This window comes from Bradyrhizobium sp. LTSPM299, from assembly GCF_000938235.1.
Lineage (GTDB): Bacteria > Pseudomonadota > Alphaproteobacteria > Rhizobiales > Xanthobacteraceae > Bradyrhizobium.
Map to the genome: position 1 here is coordinate 18,574 of NZ_JYMU01000034.1, position 21,440 is coordinate 40,013.

Consider the following 21,440-nt stretch of genomic DNA (forward strand, 5'->3'; position numbering starts at 1 on the left):
ATTACTCCGCAGCCACCATGTGCACGGGATCACGAACGCCCTGATCGTCGAGATCGGCCTTGTGCGAATACTGGTCGATGCGCTCTTCGATCTCGTGACGGAAATGCGCGATCAGGCCCTGGATCGGCCAGGCCGCCGCGTCACCAAGCGCGCAGATCGTGTGCCCTTCGATCTGTTTGGTGACTTCCAGCAGCATGTCGATCTCGCGCTTGTGGGCGCGGCCCTCGGCCATCCGGGTCAGCACGCGCCACATCCACCCGGTGCCCTCGCGGCACGGCGTGCACTGGCCGCAGCTCTCGTGCTTGTAGAAATAGGATATCCGGGCGATCGCGCGGATCAAATCGGTCGACTTGTCCATCACGATCACGGCCGCGGTACCGAGGCCGGAGCGCAGCTTGCTCAGGCTGTCAAAGTCCATCGGCGTATCGATGATCTGCTCGGCCGGCACCATGCGGACCGACGAACCGCCGGGGATCACCGCCTTTAGATTGTCCCAGCCACCGCGGATGCCGCCGCAATGCTTGTCGATCAGTTCCTTGAACGGAATCCCCATCGCCTCTTCGACGTTGCAGGGGCGCTCGACATGGCCGGAGATGCAGAACAGTTTGGTGCCGACATTGTTGGGCCGGCCGATGCTGGCGAACCAGGAGGCGCCGCGGCGCAGGATGTCGGGCGCAACCGCGATCGACTCGACGTTGTTCACCGTGGTCGGGCAGCCATAGAGACCGACATTGGCCGGGAATGGCGGCTTCAGCCGCGGCTGGCCCTTCTTGCCCTCAAGGCTCTCGAGCAGCGCGGTCTCCTCGCCGCAGATATAGGCGCCGGCGCCGTGGGCAACGTAGATGTCGAACGGCCAGCCGTTGATGTTGTCCTTGCCGACAAGATTCGCGTCATAGGCCTGGTCGATCGCGGCCTGCAGATGCTCACGCTCGCGGATGAACTCACCGCGGACATAGATGTAGCAGGCATTCGCGTTCATCGCGAAGCTCGCGAGCAGGCAGCCCTCGACGAGCAGATGCGGATCGTGCCGCATGATCTCGCGGTCCTTGCACGTGCCGGGCTCGGATTCGTCCGCATTGACGACGAGGTAGCTCGGACGGCCGTCCTTGGATTCCTTGGGCATGAAGGACCATTTCATGCCGGTCGGGAAGCCCGCCCCGCCGCGGCCGCGCAGGCCGGACGCCTTCATCTCATTGATGATCCAGTCGCGGCCCTTGTCGATGATCCCCTTGGTGCCGTCCCAGGCACCGCGGCTGCGCGCGCCCTCGAGGCCCCAATCATGGAGGCCGTAGAGGTTCTTGAAGATGCGGTCCTTGTCGGCGAGCATGCTCAAAACTTTCCGAACATCAACGGTTGGCTTGGGAGTAAGCGAGCCCGGCGGCACAGCCGCCGAACACGATGGCCCACAACAGGCTGGTCTCCAGCGAGGCGTTCAACCCGTAGCGCTGCAGCAGGAAGATGAAGCAGGCCGCGGCCGCAGTGTGCAGGGCGATGTAGCGCCAGTTCTTCATCGGCACCGCCCTCCCCATTCCGCTCGCCTGTCGCTGAAAGCCGCGCATCAGGTGGTTTCCTTCAGCGTGGTCGGGCCGCCCAGCGGCGCCGAAAACTGACGGTCATTCTGCGGGCCGGGCTTCGGTGGATTGCCGGCGGCGAAGCCATCGAGCACCTTGCCGAAGCTCTCCTTGGTCAGGTCCTCATAGGTGTCCTTCCAGATCAGCACCATCGGCGCGTTCACGCAGGAGCCGAGGCACTCGACCTCTTCCCAGGAGAAATTGCCGTCCTTCGACAACTCGAAGGGATCGTGATGGATGCGGTGCTGGCACACCTCGATCAGATCGGCGGCGCCGCGCAGCCGGCACGGCGTGGTGCCGCAGACCTGCACATGCGCCTTCTTGCCGACCGGCGAGAGCTGGAACATCGTGTAGAAGGTCGCGATCTCCAGCATGCGGATATGCGGCATATCGAGCAGATCGCCGACGGCGCGGATCGCCGCTTCCGACACCCAGCCCTCATGCTGCTCCTGCACACGCCACAGGATCGCGATCGCGGCCGAGGCCTGACGTCCCGGCGGATATTTCGTGATCTCTTTCTTGGCCCAGGCAAGATTCTCGTCCGTGAACGTGAAGCTCGCGGGCTGCAATTCCTTCGGGGCTAGGCGGCGGACGGACATCGTTCAGTCTCTCATTGCACGCGGCGTGCGGCTTTCGCATTCAACGCATCGATCCGGTCTTGCCAGAAGGCGCTTGCGGTGCCGAACACGTTGTAGCCGATATTGCTGGAAACCTTGATGCGATCGAGCGTCGAGAGCTCGTTCACGGTCTCAAGGCGATTGGTACTGGGATCGTAGACGATCAGCTTCAGGGGCGTCTGTTCGAGGATGTAGCGCGACACGGTGTGCGCGCGATCGTTGCCATGCTCCTCGCAAAGCAGCACGCTGTCGGCCTCCATCAGCCGCCGGCCGCCCTTCATGGCCTCGATCTCGACGCCTTCGACGTCGAGCTTGACCAGGTATTTGCCTGACGCCGCGACCTTGCCGTCCTCGATCAGATTGTCGAGCGCGACGACAGGCACTTCCTCACCGCTGGTCTGGTCGCCGGCGATGCTGAAGGCCTCGTGCTTGGTGCCCGACAGCCGCGCGGTGCCCCTGCTGGCACCGATCGCGCACTTCATGGTCTCGAAGCGGTTGCCGTTGACGCGGGCATTGTTGGCGAGCTTCGGATAGTTCTGCCCCGACGGCTCGATCGCGATCGCCTTGTGCGCGCCGAACGGCTTGCTCGAAGCCAGCACCGACCAGTAGCCGTAATTGGCGCCGCAATCGAGCAGCGTGTAGTCGACGCCGGCGGAGTCCTCGAACAGCAGCTCGAGCTCGTCCTCATAGGTGTAACCGAGATCGAGCAGCTTGCTCCAGTAGCCGTCGCCATAGGGAAACTCGAACACGGCATCTTCGTTGAGCTTCACCGCGATGTCGCGCTCCGGCAGCGCCTTGCGCAGCAAATTGGCGCAGGCGATGTACCCCTTGTGCGAAAAGTGCGAGGATATCTTCGCGCCTGTCGACAACGCCAACGCAGCCGTCCGCTCCCAGGCGTTGGCCCCTTCCAGGGCCCCCGAGGCACGGTCAAACTGGATCGGCGGCTGCGCCATCAGCGGTCGACCTCTCCGAACACGATGTCGAGCGAGCCGAGAATAGCCGAGACGTCGGCGAGCAGATGGCCCTTGCAGATGTGATCCATCGCCTGCAGATGGGCAAAGCCCGGCGCGCGGATCTTGCACTTATAGGGCTTGTTGGTGCCGTCGGCGACGAGATAGACGCCGAACTCGCCCTTCGGCGCCTCGACCGCGGCATAGACCTCGCCGGCCGGCACGTGCACGCCTTCGGTGTAGAGCTTGAAGTGATGGATCAGTGCTTCCATCGAGCGCTTCATGTCGCCGCGGCGCGGCGGCGCTACCTTGGCATCCTCGACCACGACCGGCCCCTGCCCGTCTGCTGCCTTCAGTTTCTGGATGCACTGCTTCATGATGCGCACCGACTGGCGCATTTCTTCCATCCGGATCAGATAGCGGTCGTAACAGTCGCCGTTCTTGCCGATCGGAACGTCGAACTCCATCTCGTCATAGCATTCATAGGGCTGCGACTTGCGCAGGTCCCAGGCCGCGCCCGAACCTCGCACCATCACGCCGGAGAAACCCCACGCCCAGGCTTCCTTCAGCGGCACCACGCCGATGTCGACGTTGCGCTGCTTGAAGATGCGGTTGCCGGTGAGCAGCGTGTCGAGGTCTTTGACGACCTGCAGGAACGGATCGCACCACGCCGCGATGTCGTCGATCAGCTTCGGCGGCAGATCCTGATGCACGCCGCCGACGCGGAAGAACGCTGCGTGCATCCGCGAGCCGGACGCGCGCTCGTAGAACACCATCAGCTTCTCGCGCTCTTCAAAACCCCACAGCGGCGGGGTCAGCGCGCCGACGTCCATCGCCTGCGTGGTGACGTTGAGCAGATGCGAGAGGATGCGGCCGATCTCGCAATACAGCACGCGGATCAACTGGCCGCGGCGCGGCACCGTGATGCCGAGCAGCTTTTCCGCGGCGAGGCAGAACGCATGCTCCTGGTTCATCGGTGCGACATAGTCGAGCCGGTCGAAATACGGAATCGCCTGCAGATAGGTCTTGTGCTCGATCAGCTTCTCGGTGCCGCGGTGCAAGAGCCCAATGTGAGGATCGACGCGCTCAACGACTTCGCCGTCCAGCTCCAGCACGAGACGCAACACACCGTGCGCGGCCGGATGCTGCGGTCCAAAGTTGATCGTGAAGTTACGAAGATTTTGCGGTTGCTCGTTCATGATCAGGCCTTCGGCTCTGCCTTCGCCTTCTCATCGCCAGGGAGCGGATAATCAGCTCCCTCCCAGGGCGAGAGGAAATCGAACTTGCGGAATTCCTGGTTGAGCCTGACAGGCTCGTACAGCACCCGCTTCTCCTGGTCGTCGTAGCGGACCTCGACGAAGCCGGTGAGCGGGAAATCCTTGCGCAGCGGGTGGCCGTCGAAGCCGTAATCGGTCAGCAGCCGCCGCATGTCCGGATGGCCGATGAAGATGACGCCGTAGAGGTCGTAGGTCTCGCGCTCGAACCAGTCGGCGCCCGGGAAAACGCCGATGATCGACGGCACCTGGGTGGTCTCGTCGGCCACGGCGCGCAGCCGAATCCGCGTGTTCAGCACCGGCGACATGAAATGATAGACGACGTCGAAGCGCTTATCGCGGCCGGGATAGTCGACTGCGGTGACGTCGGTGATGTTGATGAAGCGGCAGTTCGGGTCGTCACGCAGGAAGGTGACGATCTCCACAATCTTGCCGACCTCGACGTCGACAATGAGTTGGTTGAAGGCGACCGAATGCGCGGTGGCGGCACCCGGAAGCGCGCTCACGATCGTCTGCCCAAGGGCGTCGAGCTTGCCGTCGTCCATGACGTAGAAACCTTAGCGTTCGATGGTGCCGATGCGGCGGATCTTCTTCTGCAGCAGCAGCACGCCGTAGAGCAGCGCTTCCGCCGTGGGCGGGCAGCCCGGCACATAGATGTCGACCGGCACGATGCGGTCGCAGCCACGCACCACTGCGTAGGAGTAGTGATAGTAGCCGCCGCCATTGGCGCAGGAGCCCATCGAGATGACGTAGCGTGGCTCGGGCATCTGGTCGTAGACCTTGCGCAGCGCCGGCGCCATCTTGTTGGTCAGCGTGCCCGCGACGATCATCACGTCGGACTGCCGCGGCGAGGCTCGCGGCGCGAAACCGAAGCGCTCGACGTCGTAGCGCGGCATCGACACCTGCATCATCTCGACCGCGCAGCAGGCGAGACCGAAGGTCATCCACATCAGCGAGCCGGTGCGGGCCCAGTTGATGAGATCGTCGGCCGCGGCGACGAAGAAGCCCTTGTCGGACAGCTCGTGATTGACCTCGAGGAAATAAGGATCGTTGGCGCCAACCGGCTTACCGGTCGACGGATCGAGGATGCCTTTCGGCGCCTGCGCTATCGCCGGCTGCGGGGATGCGACGGTGGGGCTCAATCCCATTCGAGCGCGCCTTTCTTCCATTCATAAGCAAACCCGACCGTCAGCACGGCCAGGAACACCATCATCGACCAGAACCCGGTCGCACCAAGCTTTCCGAACGCCACGGCCCAGGGAAACAGGAACGCCACTTCGAGGTCGAAGATGATGAAGAGGATCGCGACCAGATAGAAGCGGACGTCGAACTTCATGCGGGCGTCGTCGAAAGCGTTGAATCCGCATTCATAGGCGGACATCTTTTCCGGGTCCGGCGACTGGAACGCGACCAGGAACGGCGCGATCAGGAGCGCCAGACCGATCAGGCCCGCGACCCCGATAAAAACCACAAGTGGGAGGTAATTCTGCAGGATGCCGGGCATCGGCGAGGCCTTCTTGTTGCGGTTTCGGAGCCGCCGCAGATTCGTTGATTGGAATTGTTCTTGAGGCTTAGCGCAGCGCAACAGAGCGCGCAAGACAAGCTATTTTGACGCTCTGCAAGGCTCCGTCTTGTCAAAATCTGCCCCCACGGCAGGAGATGCCAGCCTCCATCGCGCGACACGGCGACAGTCGTTAGGCACCCGGTTTCCGGGCGAACGATCAGGACAGATCCCTTTCGGCGGCGAGCATCTCGGCGGCGGTCGCAGTCAGGCGGTCGATATGGCCGAGCAGCAGCTCCATGTCATGCGGGTTCAACTGTTCCAGCAGACGACGGTTGCGATCCTGCGCCCCCGCCACAATAGCGTCATGTGCGGCGAGCCCGGCCCTGGTCAGAGAGACCAGCGTTTCCCGGTTGTCCAGCGGGTTGACCGCCTTGGCCACCAGTCTGCGCGCCACCAGTTCGGCGAGCGCCCGGCTGATCTGGCCCTTGTCCATGCCGACGGCTTCCGCCAGCCGCACCACGCTCATCGGCGGTCGCCGGCCGAGCGAGGCGACCAGCCCGAACTCGACCGACGACAAGCCAGCCAGGCGCTTGTAGCGGAGGATCGCGCCGCGCTTGAGCAGGTTCGCCAGCACCATCAGGCGCGAGGACATCATCGCGGTGATCGGCGCCAGCTCGGCATCGACGGTCTCCGGCGACACGACCCGCGTGGTCTTCAGCTTCTCGGTCATCAGCCAATCTCTGCCAACAAACCAGCGTGCTGCCAAGCTATCCGAGATCGTTGACATTGTCATCGATCTATCGTTGACTTGGTCGATACAAGACGACCGCAGGCCACAGGCCGCGGCGGGAGGAAACAAACATGACCGTCACGCAACGGGATCGCGATCTCGGCACCGCCTATGCCATGAAGCCATCCGCCACCCGGACCGAACTGACCTCGGTTATCAGGGGCACGCCGATGGGCGAGCTGCTGCGCCGCTACTGGCACCCGATCGGTCTCTCAAGCGACGCCACCGATATCCCCAGGAAAGTGCGCGCGCTCGGCGAGGACCTGATTTTGTTTCGCGACCGGCATGGCCGCATCGGCCTGCTGCATGCCCGCTGCTGCCACCGCGGCACCACGCTCTATTATGGCAAGGTCGAGGAAGACGGCATCCGCTGCTGCTATCACGGCTGGAAATTCGACACCGAGGGCCACTGCCTCGAGCAGCCCTGCGAGCGCGAGGGCGGCCTGTTCAAGGACAAGGTCCGCCAGCCCTGGTATCCGGTGCAGGAGCGCTACGGCCTGATCTTCGCCTATATGGGGCCGGCCGGAAAAAAGCCGGTGCTGCCGCGCTACGAATGCCTCGAGACGATGGATGACGGCGAATTCGTCGAGGCCGACGATTCCTCGATCGGTGGCGGCGGACCCGCCGTGATCCCCTGCAACTGGCTGCAGCATTTCGAGAACGTGGCCGATCCCTACCACGTGCCGGTGCTGCACGGCTCGTTCTCCGGGCCCCAGTTCACCAACATGATGGCCTCGATGCCCGAGGTGAAATTCGAGATGTCGCCGCGCGGCGTCGCAGTGCGCTCGATCCGCAAGCAGGACGACGGCAAGGTGTTTTACCGGGTCACCGAGGCCGCCCTCCCCACGCTCCGCGTGGTGCCGAACCCGCGCGTCGCCCAGTTCGCGCGCGTGGAATCGATCGGCTGGACCCTGCCGATCGACGACACCTCGTTCCGCATCTATGTCGCTGGCCGCGTCAAGAATACCGGCGACATCGGCCGGATGCGCTCGAAATTCAACGGCAAGTTCTGGTGGGACATGACGGAGACCGAGCACCAGCAATTCCCCGGCGACTACGAGGCGCAGGTCGGCCAGGGCGCGGTGACGGTTCATTCTGAAGAGCATTTCGGCCAGAGCGACCGCGGCATCCTGATGGTCCGCCGCATGCTCAGCGATCAGCTGGAGGTGCTCGCCGGCGGCGGCGACCCGATCGGTATCTCGTTCGAGGCTGACGCGAAGCCGGTCGAATTCGAGGCGGGGAATTATATCCGCGAGGCGTAAAGCCCGCGCTCGATCAAAGAAAAGAAAACGTCGGGGGAAAACCATGGTCGATCTCGCGCCGCAAGCAGCCGTGCCATCGCAAGCCGACGCAGGGCCTTCGACCCGGCGCTATTACGTGCTGGCCCTGCTCACGATCATCTACGCCCTCAACTTCCTCGACCGCACCATCTTCAACGTCCTGATCGAGCCGATCAAAAAGGAATTCACGCTCAGCGACACCACGATGGGCCTTCTCGCGGGCTTCGGCTTCGTGCTGTTCTATTCGCTGCTCGGCATTCCCATCGCGCGGATGGCCGACCGCCTCAACCGGCGCAACATCGTCGCATGCGCTTTCGCGTTCTGGAGTGCGATGACATATTTCTGCGGCATGGCCTCCAGCGTCACCACGCTGGCGCTGGCGCGGATCGGTGTCGGCATCGGGGAATCAGCGGGAACGCCGGCGTCGCAATCGATTATCGCCGATCTCTTCGACAAGAACGAACGTCCGCGCGCGCTCGGCATCTACGCGATCGGCACCTATCTCGGCGTCTTCCTCGGCTATTTCATCGGCGGCTATGTCAACCAGCACTATGGCTGGCGCACGGCGTTCTTCGCCGCAGGCCTCCCCGGCCTCGCGCTCGCCGCGGTGCTGTGGCTGACGATCTCCGAGCCGAAGCGCGGCGCGATGGCCGAGACCTTCAAGCCCGAGCCGATCGGGCCGACGCTGCGCTTCCTTAGCCTCCAGCCGAGCTTCGTCATCGTGCTGATCGGCTTCTGCCTGACGACCTATACGAATTACGCGACAGCAGTTTGGATCCCGCCGTTCCTGGCGCGCATCCATCATCTCTCGAGCGCCGAGATCGGCAGCTATGCCGGCACCTTCAAGGGCCTCGCCGGCATGGCGGGCACGCTGGTCGGCGGCCTCGTGGTGGCGCAGATCAGCCGCCGCGACGACCGCTGGAAATTATGGGCGCCCGCGATCATGTCGGGCCTCGCCGGTCCGGTGTTTGCGCTGTGCATGCTGACGCAAAGCTTCACGCTGATGGTCGCGATGCTGGCACTGACCTCGTTCCTGGTCGGCTTCCATCTCGGCCCGATCTTCGCGATCGCCCAGACGGTGGCAAAGCCCAGCATGCGCGCGCTGGCCTCGGCGATCGTGCTGCTCACGGCAACCTGCTTCGGCCAGGGTGTCGGCCCACTCGCCGTCGGCATGATCAACGACGCGCTGAAGGGCGCCTACGGCGCCGATGCGGTGCGTTACTCGCTGCTGTCAGCCGCGGTCACGACCACGCTCGGCGCGCTCCTGTTCGTCTGGGCGGCGCGCTGGATCCGATCGGATATCCAACGCGCAAGTCGGTAGCGGCCTTAACTCGTCATGAAGGCCAGAATATCGGACACAAGACGCTCGCTGTGCGTCAGCGGAAGCGCATGTGGCGCGCCCTCATAGACGTTCAGTTTGCTGCCCTTGATCAGCTTGGCCGTTTTGGCTCCCGTGAGCGGCAACGGCGCGCTGGCGTCCTTGTCGCCGTGGACGATCAAGGTCGTACGATCGATCCCGGCGGCGGCTGCCCGTAGATCGGCGAAGGAGATCGTCTTGCGGCAGGCCAGCGCCACCGGCAGCGGCACGCTCAGCATCATCTCCCTGATCCAGGACCGCGTGATGTCAGGCGTGTCAGGCATGAAGAACGGTGCTTCGTTCGCGGCCATCCATTTTGGAAAGTCCTGGGCGATGGCCGCGTTCTGAGCGTCGATCATCGGCTTCGGAACCGCGTCCGGATTGTCCTCGGTCTGGACCAGGAACGGCGTCGTCGGCGCCACCAGCACCAGCCGCGCGATGCGGTCCGATCCGTGACGCGCGAGATAGTTCACCGCCTCGATCGAGCCCATCGAGTGCGCCACCAGCGTGACATCGCGCAAATCGCGCTGTTCGATCACGGCAGCCACATCCGCGGTCAGCGTATCGAGATCGTATCCGGTCGCCGGCATGTCGGATCGGCCGTGTCCGCGCCGGTCGGGCGCGACGCAGCGATAACCCTTCGCGTTGAGCGCGACGATATGGCTGCCCCAGGCGCTGGAATTGAAGGTCCAGGCGGCGAGGAAGAGCACCGGCCGACCGGAGCCCCAATCCTGCACAAAGAGTTTTGTGCCGTCCTTGGCGGTCGCATAGAGCGGCCGTCCCGTCTGTTGCGCCGTCGCCGGTTGCGCGCTCGCGACCGAAGCTGCCGCCAAGGCGGTGCCAGCCAGAGTAGCTTCGAGGACTGTTCGACGATTCATTTCAGATCTCCCTTGCGGATCGATCGGCAACGTCGTCGCTGCCGACAATTCGATCATCGCAAAGGGAGATCGTGCGCGCGATTACGCGTCAGGTAATCACGCGCACGATGCGTGACGGAGTGGTTTCACCACTGATACCGCACCACGCCTTTGCCGGCGTAGCTTGAGGTGACGGCGGAGAACTCGCCCTCGAACGTCGCCGCCGCCGACCAGCCGCTCCGCCATTTCATCTCGATCGACGCCGTGGTCAGCGCGGAGTCGCTAGCCTGCGCAGCGCCGTTGACAACAAAACTTGCGCCGGGCAGCGCCTGGAAGGTCGCGGCAATCGAGCGGTTGGGATCATAGTCGTGCGCCCAGGCGAAGCGCGTTCGCAGCGTCAGGATGCCGTCCTGTACGAGGAAGGACTTGTCGGTGCGGACGCCGAGCTCGCTGCGCGCGTCGGTCACGCTCTTGCCGGCATAGCCAAGCGCAAAGGTCGGCAAGCCTGAAACCACCTGTTCGGCATAACCAGGCAGATCGAAGGTCGTGAACTGGCCCGCAGCGTAAGGCGTGATGCCGACGCCGGTCCACGGCGCGACAAAACGATAGCCGCCTTCAACCCGGCCCGAATACGCGTTGGCATTGAACTCGGCGCGGAGCTGGTCGATGCCGGCGGCCGTGACGGTGCGGTTGGTGGTGATGTCCTGCCAACCATAGGCGAGCGAGGCGGAGATATAGGCCGGTCCTTCGGTGTGGCGGATATGGACGCCGGCCTGGAACAGATCGGAACGACCGCTACCGCTGCCCGCGACGGAGAAGCTGGTGCCGCCGCCGGCCAGTGCGAAGCCCGCGATGGTATCAGGCGAGAACAGCAAGTCGGCTCCAACAGCGGTGCCGTAAACGCTGCTTGTTGTGTCGTTCGATCCGACAATGGCATTGCCACTGGTCGACTGCGAGCCGCCAAAGCCCGCCGCCCAGACGCTCCAGCGTTGCACGAACGGCGCCGGCGGCGCCTTGGTGAACATCGCGAACGCGTCGGTCTTCTTGGTTGCGGCATACGCGCTTGCATCGCCCTCCTCCGCAAAGCTTGATGCACCCGGCATCGCATCAACTCCGCCGATGCGGTTCATGAACGGATCGGTCAGAAGCCCCATGAACAGGTTCATGGCATCGAAGGTAGTCTGCTGCGAGCCGGTCGCCAACTCGCCCGAGGCCTGTGTCAGGCCCGCCGGGGTGAGCGCGCCGAAGGCCATCGGGATGCCGCCGGTCGTGTTGAAGAAATTGACCAGCGTGTTCGCGACGGCCTGCTGGTTGAGGTTCAGACCTCCGCCAAAGCTCGGCGCCGTCGGGCCCGAAGGCGGAGTGAAATTCAGCATCAGATTGAGATAGGCGTGGGTCTTGTCGTAGCTCAGCGTGTCGGTGAAGTTTGACGGCAGGTTGGCGTTGGTGAGCGTGCCGAAGCTGCCGCTGACGCTGCCGGCGGTCAGGATCGTATATTGCTTCGAGATATAACTGCCGCTGGCGAACGCCGCATTGACGGTGGCGCCGCTGAGCGTCGCCTTGCCCGTGACATTCACAAAAGAGGCTGTCGAGGGATTGACGGCGACCTGATAGGTCGAGCCGGACTGAAGCGCCAGATTGCCATTCACCGTCATCGACGTGCCGGGAGCGCCGGAGCCCGGCGCGAATGTGCCGCCGCTCTGGATCGTGGTGGCGCCGACCGAGCCGGTGCCATTGAGGAGGCCGCCGGCGCCGATGGTCGGATCGCTGAGCGAGCCGTTCACTGTCAGTGTCGCATTCGTCACCGTCGTGCCGCCGGTAAAGGTGTCGATACCGCTGACGAGGGTCGTGCCACCGGTCACGTTGAGGCTTGCGGTACCGCTGATGCCGCTGATGATGCCGCCGGTCGATGTAATCGGCGCATTGAGTGAACCGTTCTGCAACGTGCCGCCGGCCAGGTTCAGCGCCGCCTGCGTCTGCGTCGTGCCGCCGAGGTCGAGCGTACCGCCGGTATTGACGGTCGTCGTTCCACTGGTCGCGCCCAGCGTGCCGGGGCCAGACAGTTGCAGCGTTCCCGCATTGACGATGGTGCCGCCGCTATAGGTGTTGCTCGCTGACAGCGTCAGCGTTCCGGTGCCGATCTGGGCGATGCCACCCGTGCCAGTGATCACATTCGACAACGCGACCGAAGCGGTTTGCGTGAATGACAGGCTACTGCTGCCATCGACCGCGATATTGCCGGTGAGGCTCCATCCGCCTTGCAGATTGAGGAAATTGGCGCCGCCGGTGAAGGTGATGGCGTTGGCCCCGGACGTACCGGAAATCGATCCGCTGTTGGTGATCGTGAGATCGCTTCCGCTAATCCCGACGCCGGAGGTTCCGGCGGAGCCGTTGGTGATCCCGGTCCCCGCCGCACCGCCCGTGCCGCCCGTTATCGCCCCGCTATTCCTGATCGTCGCATTGGCCCCGGTAACGCCAGCCCCACCATTGCCGCCATTTCCTCCAGGCGCAGTATTATTGATGTCGGTGGTATTGCCGCCGGCGCCACCATTGCCGCCGATGATCGTCGCTGAATTCACCAGCGTGCTGCCGAAGGTAACCGAGACACCGGCCGCGCCATTGCCGCCGAGTGCCGGGCAACAGCCAACGTTGGTACCGCCGGCGCCGCCATTGCCGCCGGTAATGGTAGAGTTGTTGGTGATCGTCGACAGGCCTACGCCGGCGATCCCAAAACCGCCATCACCGCCATTGGCGCCAAACGGATTTTGTGACGTGCCTCCGGCTCCGCCCTTGCCCCCCGTCATCGCGGCGTTGACCGTGGCATTGGCGCCATTAACAACAACGCCGTAACCGCCGGCGCCGCCACCGCCGCCGGCATCGCCTAACCCGTTGCCGCCAGCACCGCCATTGCCGCCTGCGACGCTTGTCGTTAGCGTCGAATTGGTCGTGACCACGAGACCATGCGCGCCGCCGCCGCCGCCCTGATCGCCACTTGCGCCGGCGACGCCGTTGCCGCCATCGACCCCCAAGACGCCTCCAGCGCCACCGGCCGAACCGTCATAACTTGCGCCGCCGCGACCACCGGTCGTGCCCGCGCCGCCGCCACCACCTCCGGCGTCGACGATGTTGCTACAACCGGTCCCGCCAATGCCGCCGGCACCACCAACAGTCGTCGCGCTACTCGCACCACCGGCACCGCCGCAATCGACGTTATTGAGCTGGTTGCTGCCGCCCTTACCGCCAGTTTGCGCGTGCGCGGCGGTCCCGAGCGTGACGACCAGCGCGAGGGTTAGGGCAAGCCGTCACTGGGTACTCGTAGCGTTTCGCAGCGTACACGCCCATTGCAATCAAATTTCAAGCCGCGCGTAGCGCGGGACCAAACGCCTCAGTGCGAAGTCAATTTAGCTTCTGAGACACTCTGCCGCATGACAAAAAGCAAAAATGAACTCGAAAGCCCGGCAATGTGTTTTTCGCGCAACAGATATCGTGCCCACATGACCCGATCACGTCAGCTTCCCCGTATATTTCTCCAGCGTCGCCCACGCATCCGCGCCATAAGTCTTTTGCCATTGCGTGTAGAAGCCGGCCCTCACCAGCGCCGCGCGAAACTGCACGGGGTCCGGCGTGTTGAAGGTCATGCCCTTCGCCGTCAGTTCGGCCTGCAATGAGCGATCCATCTCCACCAGATCGGCGCGCTCCTTCAGCGCCGCGGCATCAAAGCTCGCATTGATGAGTTCGAGCAGATCGGGCGGCAGGCTCGCCATCGCGCGGCGGTTGCCGAGGATCCAGTAGCCACTCCAGCAATGGTTCGACAGCGCGCAGTACTTCTGCACCTCGTAGAGCTTGCCGGTCGACACTTGCGCGAGCGGATTCTCCTGCCCCTCGACGATGTGGGTCTGCAGCGCCGAATAGAGCTCGTTGTAGCTGATGCTCGACGGCAGCGCGCCGAGGCCGGAGAACAGCGAGGTTAGCAACGCCGTGACCGGCACACGAATTTTAAAACCCTTGAAATCGTCGACGCTGTTGAGCTGCCGGCTCGACGACGAGGTGATCTGACGAAAGCCGTTGTCCCAGACCTTCTTCAGCGGCACGACGCCGGTCTTGCCGATCGCCTCGCGCACGACATCGCCGACGCCGCCATCCATCGCGGCCCAGACCTGGTCGTAGGACTGAAAGGCAAAGCCGATGCTCGGCAGGCCCGATAGCGGCACCAGGATCGACAGCGTCAGGCTCGGCGCCGCCATCAACTCGATGCCACCGGCCCGCACCTGCGACAGCATTTCGGGGTCGCCGCCGAGCTGGCTGTTGGGAAACACCGTGATGTTGACCCGGCCGGACGACTGCGCAGCCACCGCCTTGGCGGCCTCCATGAGGCGGATCGTCAGCGGGTGGGTTTCCGGAGTGTCAACGCCGAGCTTGAAATCGAACTCGGCGGCGGCAAGGGCTTGTTTGCCAAACATCGTGGCCGCGACCGCGCCGGACCCCACGCCGAGCAGCGTTCTGCGGGTCATCTTCATTGTTTTCATTATTGTTTTTCTCCCGAGTGCCGTCCCGCGCTTGGGCGCCAGTTTCGGTCCTGCCGCGGTAGCGCGCAAGACGCCGCGAAACCGATCCGCCGGTGGGATGAAACCATTTTGGGGAACCCGCGAAACGATCCGGAAACAGATCGGGCTTACGACTATCGTCAACAGACGGCGCATAGACGCCCGGAGGCGACCATGAACCACTCGATCCACTCAGCGGACCGTTCGACCCATCTCAAGATCGTGGTTGTCGCCCTCGTGGCTGGCATCGCGGTTGCGGCTTTCGGCATTTCGGCCCGGACCAATACGGAGTTCACCGAGACCGCCCAAGCCACCCACATCATCAAGGCCGGCAAGCCGGTCGCGATCACGTCCTCGGAGACCTCGACCGTCCGCTAGGACTTTCCAGCTTCCGCAGACAAAATGGCCGCCTTCTGGCGGCTTTTTTTGTTGCCTGGAGCTCCGCTCTCGGCCGTCAACCGAAATGAAACATCTGTCCCATTCCGGCGCATCCCGCGGGAGGCCATCCGCCGGAACGCCAGGGCGCGCGCAGGCCGATGACGCGGATCGCCTGCCAGGCGAGATTGGCAACCGCACCCAATCCCCGCCTCCGCTACCGGCATTAACTGCGTTGCATGCCTTCCGCCCCGACCGACGGCCGATACTCCGCGGCGGCACGATCGCTGCCCTTCCAAAGCATCTTTCGCCGCACGCGCCCCGATGCGGCACAGGTGGAATTTGGAGCATCGCAATGTCGATCACCAATCACGCGCAGCCGACCGCCGGTATCGCCGACTACGTCGCGATCGCCAGGCCCGACCACTGGATCAAGCACGTCCTGATCATCCCCGGCGTCGCCTTTGCGATGATCATGTCGCAGACCGGGCCGATCGATGTCGCCACGCTCGCCGAACGGCTCGTCACCTGCCTGTTCGTGGCGATGGCGCTGTCATCGGCCAACTACACCATCAACGAATGGCTCGATGCCCCCTTCGACGCCATGCATCCGACCAAGCGGTCGCGGCCGGCGGTGCAGACCGCGATGTCGCCGACCATCGTCTTTGCCCAATATATCCTGCTGACCGCGCTCGGCATCCTGGCCGCCAACCGGCTCGGCTACGCCTTCGCCATCACCGCGACCGTGTTCGCGGTGTTCGGCGTGATCTACAATGTGCGCCCGATCCGCGCCAAGGACCGTGCCTTCATCGACGTCGTCGTCGAGTCCCTCAACAATCCCCTGCGCTTCCTGTTCGGCTGGTTCGCCGTGGTACCGAGCATCGCGCCGCCGATCTCGATCCTGCTCGCCTACTGGTTCGGCGGCGCCTTCCTGATGGCCGCCAAGCGGGTCTCCGAGCATCGCGCCATCGTCGAGGCCGGCGGCACCGCCAACCTCGCGGCGTACCGCCCCTCCTTCGCCGTCTATACCCATTCGAGCCTGGTCACGAGCTGCCTGGTCTACGCCCAGGGCTTCGCCTTCATGATGGCGATCTTCCTGTTGAAGTACCGCATCGAATATCTCGTCGTCATTCCGCTGCTGATCGTGCTGTTCGCCTCCTACATGCGGCTTGCGCTGACGCCCGACTCCGCCGCGGCGCGGCCGGAGGAATTGATGCGGCAGCCGGCGATGCTGGTCGCCGCCGCCGTCACCATGGCGCTGTTCGGCGTGCTGACCTTCGTCGATTTGCCCTGGCTGAACGGCCTGACCAGTTCGGACCTGATCCGTCTCGGCGGGATCCACTAGGGATGTCGATCGCAGCACCCTTCGAGACCCCGAGAGCCAATCTCGGCATCCTCACCGCAGTCCTGCTGTTCGCTGGGCTGCTCGTCTTGCTGGACGGACCGATCTGGCTGGTGAAGATGGTGCCGACCCAGGACGGCCCGGTGCATCTGGCGCAGGCCGATCTGATCGCCCGCTTCGGCTGGGGCGGCGCGCTGCAGGAGCCGGCCGCGTCGTTCTATCAGTGGAATCCGCGGATCGAGCCGAACTCGGCGATCTATCTGCTGCTTGCCGGGCTGATCCGGCTCACCGGCGATGCGCTTGTCGCCAACAGCCTGTTCCTCAGCCTCTACGGTCTGCTCTGGATCGCGGCTGCCTTCACTGCCAGCCGCGCCGAGACCGACCGGCCGCTGCTGCCGATGCTGCTGTTGCTGCCGATCGCCTTCGGCGTGTTCATCCATTGGGGCTTCTATAATTTCGCGCTCGGCGTGCCGCTGTTCCTGCTGTTCGCCGGCTTCTGGCGCAGCCTGAATGGACGCCGCGACACGCTGGCCTTCGTCGCGACCGCGCTGTTCCTGGCCGCGCTCTATCTGACCCACATTACCGCGGTGGTCGCGGCGTGCCTGCTGCTCGCCGCCGACGGCATCGCGCGCGCTGTCGATACGTTCGAGCGGGCGAGCGCAAAGGCCGCGACACGGCGGCTGCTGATCGACGGCGCCTGGGCCGCGGCAGCAGCGCTGCCGGTCCTGCTGCTGATCGCAAGTTTCCTGCTCGCCTATCAGAACATTCCCGGCGAGACCGCCAGCGCGGAAGGCGGCATCACCCAGATCATCCGCCGCATCGTGGCTGCGACCTATCTTTTCACCTTCAGCTGGTGGGAGGTGGTGGCACTCGTGCCGGTGTTCGGCGCGCTTGCGGTCGCAGGCTTTGCCGCGCTGCGACGTTTCCGTTCGGGCGATCTGCTGTGGCCGGTCTTCTTCGTCCTCGTGGCCGGACTCTCGCTGCTCAATCTCAAGCTCGGAGCAGCCCTGCTCTCGGAACGGCTTGCCCCCTTTACCGGGCTCGCCATCGTGCTGACGATCGCAAGCCGGCAGCCGGCCCAGGCACTGGTGCGTACGCTCTGCCTGGCGGCGCTGTCCGGCCTGGTCGGACAGACGGCAGTGCGCGCCATCGCCTACAAGAGCTGGGCGCCGGTGCTGGAGAGCGAACTCGCCGCAGGCCATGACAATCCCGGCCAGACCTTTGCCAATGCCGATTTGGTCGCGCAGCGCGACAGCCGTTTGTTCGCCTGGCGGATCCGGCCGACCCTGCATGCCGCGCAGACCGCAGCGCTCGCGGGCCACGGCGTCGGCCTGTCGTCACCGCTGCCGTCGACGCGCTACTTCGGTTATTTCCCGCTGCAATATGTCGAGGCCCGCGACTTCATGCGCGCCACGCCGGACTGGCAGGACGCGCCCGACGCCGCCTCGGTCGCGAAATATCGGGCCGGCAATCGCGGCGCCCCGCAGGTGCTGATCGTCTCGGCCTCCGATGACGACGGCACGGCGTTCGCTAGCCGGTTCGGCTACGGCGATTGCCGAACCACCGACACCGGGGCCCGCGAGATCAACGTCTGCAAGGTCTCCACTCAACTGAGCGCCGCGCATGACTGACCTCTTCCTTGAACCCGCGCCTACCCACAAGCATTTGCAGCGCCGGCCGGACGCCGGCAAACCGGACGTCGTGTTCAGCCTGCCCCTATCAATGCCGCTGGTGCTCGACCTCGACGGCACGCTGATCAAGGGCGACCTACTCTACATGAGCTTCTTCTCGATCCTGCCAGGCAATCCGCTGATCGCGCTGTCCTGCGCCGGCTGGTTGTTGCGCGGCCGTGCCGCGCTGAAGCGCCAGCTCGCGCTGCGCCACCGGATCGATTGGGACCGCATCGCATTCCACCACGACGTCGTGGCGCTGGCCCGGCGCGAGAACGCCGCCGGCCGCCGCGTCGTGCTGGCGACCGCGGCCGACGCCGTGCTCGCCGGCCAGCTCGCAGCGTTGTTGCCCTTTATCGACCAGGTGTTCGCCTCTGACGGCGAGCACAATCTCAAGGGTTCGAACAAGGCCAACCTGTTGCGGCGGAGTTTTCCGGGCGGCTTCATCTATGCCGGCGACAGCAAATCCGATCTCACGGTCTGGGCGCACGCTGCCGGCATCGTGACCGTCAATGCGAGCGAAACTGTGCGTAACGCGGCGCAGGGCTTGCGAAAGCCGATGCTGCATTTGCCGGGCCGCCCCCGGATCTGATATCTTTAAGAATACCCTAAAGCGGCCGCTCGATTGCGATTCACTCCGCGGCTCCAGTTTTAAAAATTGTTCCCTAAGGTCGGCCTCAACAAAGGCGTTGGCCACAATGAATTTGCAGCAGCAAACCGTTTCGAGCGGCTTCAAGATCGTCTGCACCGATTGCGGCAGCCTGTCGATCAAGGCGACCGACCCGGTGCATGCCTCCGACGACACCATCATCGAATGTCGCCGATGCAGCGCGGCGCGCGGCACCGTGGCCGACCTGCATGTGCTGGCGCGGCGTGGCTGCGACCTCTACGAATTCTAGCCCCCATTCCGCCAATGCTGTCAGACCCGAAAGCCGCCATGCTCAGCGACATCCCGACGGATACGATCTGGTCGATCCTCGAGGCCGCCAATGAATTGGGTGACACCTCGACCGTCGACGCCTGCCGCCGCGTCATCGACGCCAATTTGCGCGGCGGAACTCCGGGCCAATCCGACCTCGACGCGATCGCGGCATTTTTTGCGTAAAGACTCGCGCAAGCCGCCGGGGCAGCGCCATCAGGTCAGCTAAGTGCTTGAAATGACTGGCGCGAGAGACGGGACTCGAACCCGCGGCCTCCGCCGTGACAGGGCGGCGCTCTAACCAACTGAGCTACTCCCGCGGATGCCGATCACAGGGTTGATCCGCGCAGAACCGAGGGCATAAAGGCCCGCATCCGGTTAGTCAAGGCAGTTGCAAATGTCCGCACAGGGCGGGCATTTCTGCGGCCGCGATGCGAATCGTGCCCTGTTTTCAGTCCAAACAGCGTAGTCAGCAAAGCCCCGAATCGAATAAGCCCTGATACGTCTCGGTTTCCTGACGCCGGACCGGCGCTGACCCTATCAAAACCGGTGGTTTCAGGACTTGCCCGGACGCATTTTTCCCGACGCGAACGCCTTGCCATTCGCGCGAAGCACCAATCCAGCCATTCAACGAGGAGGGCTACATGGCGAAGAAAGCAGCGACCCCGGCGACGATCACACTGAAGCACCTGGCGGCGGCCATTGCCGAGGAACAGGAGCTGTCCAAGAAGCAGGCCGAGGCGATCCTGACCGGCATGGTCGGTCGGATCACCAAGCACCTGAAAAAGGGCGAGCGTATCAGGATCGTCGGCCTCGGCATCCTCCAGGTCCGCAAGCGCGCCGCCCGCATGGGCCGCAACCCCGCCACCGGCGAGCAGATCCACATCAAGGCGAGCAAGAAGGTCGCCTTCCGCGCCTCCAAGGAACTCAAGGAAGCGGTCTGAGTCGCCTTCCCTTCTCCGATTGAAGCGCCAATCCGGCTCGCGGCGCGGCCCCGGAGTGGCGCTTTTCTGTTATAGAGCCTCAAGCTTCTCGTTTTGATTGCGCGGTCTTCATGCTGGCACCGGTTCTCGACTTCAAGCACACCGTCACCGAGCGTTTTCTGCGCTATGTCGTGATCGACACCCAGTCCGATCCGGAATCGCCGACCTGCCCCTCCACCGAAAAGCAGAAGAACCTCGGCCGCCTCTTGGTCGCCGAGCTGCTAGCGATGGGGGTCTCCGATGCCCATCTCGACGCCCACGGCTATGTCTACGCGACGATCCCGGGCAACACCGACACGAAAGTGCCGGTGATCTGTTTCTGCTCGCACATGGACACCTCGCCCGACTGCACCGGCAAGGACGTCAAGCCGCAGATCGTGACCAATTATCGCGGCGGCGATATCGTGCTGCCGGCCGATCCCTCGCAGGTCATCCGCGCTGCCGAACATGAAGCGCTGGCCGACCAGATCGGCAACGACATCATCACATCGGACGGCACCACGCTGTTGGGGGCCGACAACAAGGCCGGCCTCGCCGAGATCATGGACGCCGCGCATTTCCTGATGAACAACCCGCAGGTGAAGCACGGCACCATCAAGATCCTGTTCACGCCGGACGAGGAGATCGGCCGCGGCGTCGACAAGGTCGATATCAAGAAACTTGGTGCCGATTTCGGCTACACCATGGACGGCGAGAGCGCCGGCCACATCGAGGACGAGACCTTCTCCGCCGACGGCGCTAGCATAATCATCACTGGAGTCGCCACCCATCCGGGCTTTGCCAAGGGCAAGATGGAGCACGCGATCAAGATCGCCGCCGCGATCGTCGACCGCCTTCCGAAAGACAGCTGCTCGCCCGAGACCACCGACGGCCGCGACGGCTTTCTGCATCCTGTCGCGATCTCGGGCGCGCTGGAGACGGCGCGGATCGAGTTCATCGTGCGCGACTTCACCGTGGACGGGTTGAAGCAGAAGGAAGCCCTGTTAGAGGCCACCGTGAAGGATGTCATGATGGCGTATCCGCGCTCGACCTGGCGCATGGACGTCAAGCAGCAATACCGCAACATGAAGCAGGTGATCGGCCGCCACCCCGAGATCGTCGCTTACGCGATCGAGGCCATCAAGCGCGCCGGTCTGGTGCCGGTGACGGGCTCGATCCGAGGCGGCACCGACGGCTCGCGGCTGTCGTTCATGGGCCTGCCCTGCCCCAACATTTTTGCGGGCGAGCACGCCTTCCATTCGCGGCTCGAATGGGTCAGCCGGCAGGACATGGAAAAGGCGGTGCAGACGATCGTGCACCTGGCGATGATCTGGGAGGAGCGGGCGTAAGAGACGCGGCGCACTCTCCCCGTCATTGCGAGCGAAGCGAAGCAATCCATCTGTCCGTACGCGCGGAACGATGGATTGC

The 21,440-nt window shown here is 64.1% G+C and carries 22 protein-coding genes and 1 tRNA gene; 10 read left to right on the forward strand and 13 right to left on the reverse strand.

Annotated features, from left to right (window positions below; genetic code table 11):
• Position 1: 1 nt before the first annotated feature.
• From nuoF to UP10_RS18940, 9 genes are all read right to left on the reverse strand, one after another.
• Positions 2-1,327: an NADH-quinone oxidoreductase subunit NuoF gene (gene nuoF, locus UP10_RS18900; protein ID WP_044588814.1), complete on the reverse strand. Its 1,326-nt coding sequence runs from the start codon at positions 1,325-1,327 to the stop codon at positions 2-4.
• A gap of 19 nt (positions 1,328-1,346) precedes the next feature.
• A complete protein-coding gene (locus tag UP10_RS18905) occupies positions 1,347-1,559 on the reverse strand; it encodes a hypothetical protein (RefSeq protein ID WP_044588815.1) in 213 nt (70 codons plus the stop codon).
• Positions 1,559-2,170: an NADH-quinone oxidoreductase subunit NuoE gene (gene nuoE, locus UP10_RS18910; RefSeq protein WP_044588816.1), complete on the reverse strand. Its 612-nt coding sequence runs from the start codon at positions 2,168-2,170 to the stop codon at positions 1,559-1,561. Before nuoE ends, UP10_RS18905 begins: the two co-directional genes overlap by 1 nt.
• Positions 2,171-2,181: 11 nt before the next feature.
• Positions 2,182-3,141, reverse strand: coding sequence for an FkbM family methyltransferase (locus UP10_RS18915; protein ID WP_044588817.1), 960 nt, complete (start codon positions 3,139-3,141; stop codon positions 2,182-2,184).
• Positions 3,141-4,337: an NADH-quinone oxidoreductase subunit D gene (locus UP10_RS18920; RefSeq protein WP_044588818.1), complete on the reverse strand. Its 1,197-nt coding sequence runs from the start codon at positions 4,335-4,337 to the stop codon at positions 3,141-3,143. Before UP10_RS18920 ends, UP10_RS18915 begins: the two co-directional genes overlap by 1 nt.
• 2 nt (positions 4,338-4,339) lie before the next feature.
• The gene (locus UP10_RS18925) at positions 4,340-4,957 is read right to left on the reverse strand and encodes an NADH-quinone oxidoreductase subunit C (RefSeq protein ID WP_044588819.1); all 618 of its coding nucleotides are present in this window, start codon (positions 4,955-4,957) and stop codon (positions 4,340-4,342) included.
• Between the two features lie 12 nt (positions 4,958-4,969).
• On the reverse strand, positions 4,970-5,560 hold the full coding sequence (locus UP10_RS18930) for a NuoB/complex I 20 kDa subunit family protein (RefSeq protein ID WP_044588820.1): 591 nt from the start codon (positions 5,558-5,560) through the stop codon (positions 4,970-4,972).
• Positions 5,551-5,916, reverse strand: coding sequence for an NADH-quinone oxidoreductase subunit A (locus UP10_RS18935; RefSeq protein WP_044542412.1), 366 nt, complete (start codon positions 5,914-5,916; stop codon positions 5,551-5,553). Before UP10_RS18935 ends, UP10_RS18930 begins: the two co-directional genes overlap by 10 nt.
• A 217-nt stretch (positions 5,917-6,133) precedes the next feature.
• Positions 6,134-6,646: a MarR family winged helix-turn-helix transcriptional regulator gene (locus UP10_RS18940; protein WP_044588821.1), complete on the reverse strand. Its 513-nt coding sequence runs from the start codon at positions 6,644-6,646 to the stop codon at positions 6,134-6,136.
• A gap of 131 nt (positions 6,647-6,777) precedes the next feature.
• Between UP10_RS18940 and UP10_RS18945 the strand changes: the two genes are divergently transcribed.
• Together UP10_RS18945 and UP10_RS18950 are read left to right on the forward strand one after the other, a co-directional pair.
• Complete coding sequence (locus UP10_RS18945; protein ID WP_044588822.1) at positions 6,778-7,968, forward strand: aromatic ring-hydroxylating dioxygenase subunit alpha; 1,191 nt, start codon at positions 6,778-6,780, stop codon at positions 7,966-7,968.
• Between the two features lie 43 nt (positions 7,969-8,011).
• Positions 8,012-9,307 (forward strand): spinster family MFS transporter, encoded by a 1,296-nt coding sequence (locus UP10_RS18950; RefSeq protein WP_044588823.1) that lies wholly within the window; start codon positions 8,012-8,014, stop codon positions 9,305-9,307.
• Positions 9,308-9,312: 5 nt separating this feature from the next.
• On the opposite strand, the gene UP10_RS18955 is transcribed toward UP10_RS18950, so the two are convergent.
• From UP10_RS18955 to UP10_RS18965, 3 genes are all read right to left on the reverse strand, one after another.
• Positions 9,313-10,221, reverse strand: coding sequence for an alpha/beta fold hydrolase (locus tag UP10_RS18955; RefSeq protein WP_082077181.1), 909 nt, complete (start codon positions 10,219-10,221; stop codon positions 9,313-9,315).
• A 125-nt stretch (positions 10,222-10,346) separates the two neighbouring features.
• Positions 10,347-13,229, reverse strand: coding sequence for an autotransporter outer membrane beta-barrel domain-containing protein (locus tag UP10_RS18960; protein ID WP_245321786.1), 2,883 nt, complete (start codon positions 13,227-13,229; stop codon positions 10,347-10,349).
• Positions 13,230-13,703: 474 nt separating this feature from the next.
• Positions 13,704-14,717, reverse strand: coding sequence for a TRAP transporter substrate-binding protein (locus tag UP10_RS18965; RefSeq protein ID WP_044588825.1), 1,014 nt, complete (start codon positions 14,715-14,717; stop codon positions 13,704-13,706).
• Between the two features lie 201 nt (positions 14,718-14,918).
• Here UP10_RS18965 and UP10_RS18970 point away from each other — a divergent pair, with 201 nt between their 5' ends.
• The 6 genes from UP10_RS18970 to UP10_RS18995 all read left to right on the forward strand — a co-directional run bounded on the left by UP10_RS18970 (position 14,919) and on the right by UP10_RS18995 (position 19,236).
• Positions 14,919-15,122 carry a hypothetical protein gene (locus UP10_RS18970; protein ID WP_044588826.1) on the forward strand — a complete coding sequence of 68 codons (204 nt, stop codon included), beginning with the start codon at positions 14,919-14,921 and terminating at the stop codon, positions 15,120-15,122.
• 352 nt (positions 15,123-15,474) lie between these two features.
• A complete protein-coding gene (locus UP10_RS18975; protein ID WP_044588827.1) occupies positions 15,475-16,464 on the forward strand; it encodes a UbiA family prenyltransferase in 990 nt (329 codons plus the stop codon).
• 2 nt (positions 16,465-16,466) lie between these two features.
• Positions 16,467-18,092: a hypothetical protein gene (locus UP10_RS18980; RefSeq protein WP_044588828.1), complete on the forward strand. Its 1,626-nt coding sequence runs from the start codon at positions 16,467-16,469 to the stop codon at positions 18,090-18,092.
• Complete coding sequence (locus tag UP10_RS18985; protein WP_156180149.1) at positions 18,085-18,723, forward strand: haloacid dehalogenase-like hydrolase; 639 nt, start codon at positions 18,085-18,087, stop codon at positions 18,721-18,723. Before UP10_RS18980 ends, UP10_RS18985 begins: the two co-directional genes overlap by 8 nt.
• A 106-nt stretch (positions 18,724-18,829) precedes the next feature.
• A complete protein-coding gene (locus UP10_RS18990) occupies positions 18,830-19,030 on the forward strand; it encodes a hypothetical protein (RefSeq protein WP_044542420.1) in 201 nt (66 codons plus the stop codon).
• 38 nt (positions 19,031-19,068) lie between these two features.
• Complete coding sequence (locus tag UP10_RS18995; protein WP_245321787.1) at positions 19,069-19,236, forward strand: hypothetical protein; 168 nt, start codon at positions 19,069-19,071, stop codon at positions 19,234-19,236.
• 57 nt (positions 19,237-19,293) lie between these two features.
• Here UP10_RS18995 and UP10_RS19000 read toward each other — a convergent pair.
• Positions 19,294-19,370, reverse strand: a tRNA-Asp gene (locus tag UP10_RS19000).
• A 324-nt stretch (positions 19,371-19,694) separates the two neighbouring features.
• Here UP10_RS19000 and UP10_RS19005 point away from each other — a divergent pair.
• Positions 19,695-19,994 carry an HU family DNA-binding protein gene (locus UP10_RS19005; RefSeq protein ID WP_044588830.1) on the forward strand — a complete coding sequence of 100 codons (300 nt, stop codon included), beginning with the start codon at positions 19,695-19,697 and terminating at the stop codon, positions 19,992-19,994.
• 110 nt (positions 19,995-20,104) lie between these two features.
• On the forward strand, positions 20,105-21,361 hold the full coding sequence (pepT, locus tag UP10_RS19010) for a peptidase T (RefSeq protein ID WP_044588831.1): 1,257 nt from the start codon (positions 20,105-20,107) through the stop codon (positions 21,359-21,361).
• Positions 21,362-21,440: the final 79 nt, after the last annotated feature.

Bases quoted from the DNA above. Each gene is read 5' to 3' on its own strand.
- nuoF (WP_044588814.1), bottom strand. From the start codon at position 1,327: ATGCTCGCCGACAAGGACCGCATCTTCAAGAACCTCTACGGCCTCCAT.
- UP10_RS18905 (WP_044588815.1), bottom strand. From the start codon at position 1,559: ATGCGCGGCTTTCAGCGACAGGCGAGCGGAATGGGGAGGGCGGTGCCG.
- nuoE (WP_044588816.1), bottom strand. From the start codon at position 2,170: ATGTCCGTCCGCCGCCTAGCCCCGAAGGAATTGCAGCCCGCGAGCTTC.
- UP10_RS18915 (WP_044588817.1), bottom strand. From the start codon at position 3,141: ATGGCGCAGCCGCCGATCCAGTTTGACCGTGCCTCGGGGGCCCTGGAA.
- UP10_RS18920 (WP_044588818.1), bottom strand. From the start codon at position 4,337: ATGAACGAGCAACCGCAAAATCTTCGTAACTTCACGATCAACTTTGGA.
- UP10_RS18925 (WP_044588819.1), bottom strand. From the start codon at position 4,957: ATGGACGACGGCAAGCTCGACGCCCTTGGGCAGACGATCGTGAGCGCG.
- UP10_RS18930 (WP_044588820.1), bottom strand. From the start codon at position 5,560: ATGGGATTGAGCCCCACCGTCGCATCCCCGCAGCCGGCGATAGCGCAG.
- UP10_RS18935 (WP_044542412.1), bottom strand. From the start codon at position 5,916: ATGCCCGGCATCCTGCAGAATTACCTCCCACTTGTGGTTTTTATCGGG.
- UP10_RS18940 (WP_044588821.1), bottom strand. From the start codon at position 6,646: ATGACCGAGAAGCTGAAGACCACGCGGGTCGTGTCGCCGGAGACCGTC.
- UP10_RS18945 (WP_044588822.1), top strand. From the start codon at position 6,778: ATGACCGTCACGCAACGGGATCGCGATCTCGGCACCGCCTATGCCATG.
- UP10_RS18950 (WP_044588823.1), top strand. From the start codon at position 8,012: ATGGTCGATCTCGCGCCGCAAGCAGCCGTGCCATCGCAAGCCGACGCA.
- UP10_RS18955 (WP_082077181.1), bottom strand. From the start codon at position 10,221: ATGAATCGTCGAACAGTCCTCGAAGCTACTCTGGCTGGCACCGCCTTG.
- UP10_RS18965 (WP_044588825.1), bottom strand. From the start codon at position 14,717: ATGAAGATGACCCGCAGAACGCTGCTCGGCGTGGGGTCCGGCGCGGTC.
- UP10_RS18970 (WP_044588826.1), top strand. From the start codon at position 14,919: ATGAACCACTCGATCCACTCAGCGGACCGTTCGACCCATCTCAAGATC.
- UP10_RS18975 (WP_044588827.1), top strand. From the start codon at position 15,475: ATGTCGATCACCAATCACGCGCAGCCGACCGCCGGTATCGCCGACTAC.
- UP10_RS18980 (WP_044588828.1), top strand. From the start codon at position 16,467: ATGTCGATCGCAGCACCCTTCGAGACCCCGAGAGCCAATCTCGGCATC.
- UP10_RS18985 (WP_156180149.1), top strand. From the start codon at position 18,085: ATGACTGACCTCTTCCTTGAACCCGCGCCTACCCACAAGCATTTGCAG.
- UP10_RS18990 (WP_044542420.1), top strand. From the start codon at position 18,830: ATGAATTTGCAGCAGCAAACCGTTTCGAGCGGCTTCAAGATCGTCTGC.
- UP10_RS18995 (WP_245321787.1), top strand. From the start codon at position 19,069: ATGCTCAGCGACATCCCGACGGATACGATCTGGTCGATCCTCGAGGCC.
- UP10_RS19005 (WP_044588830.1), top strand. From the start codon at position 19,695: ATGGCGAAGAAAGCAGCGACCCCGGCGACGATCACACTGAAGCACCTG.
- pepT (WP_044588831.1), top strand. From the start codon at position 20,105: ATGCTGGCACCGGTTCTCGACTTCAAGCACACCGTCACCGAGCGTTTT.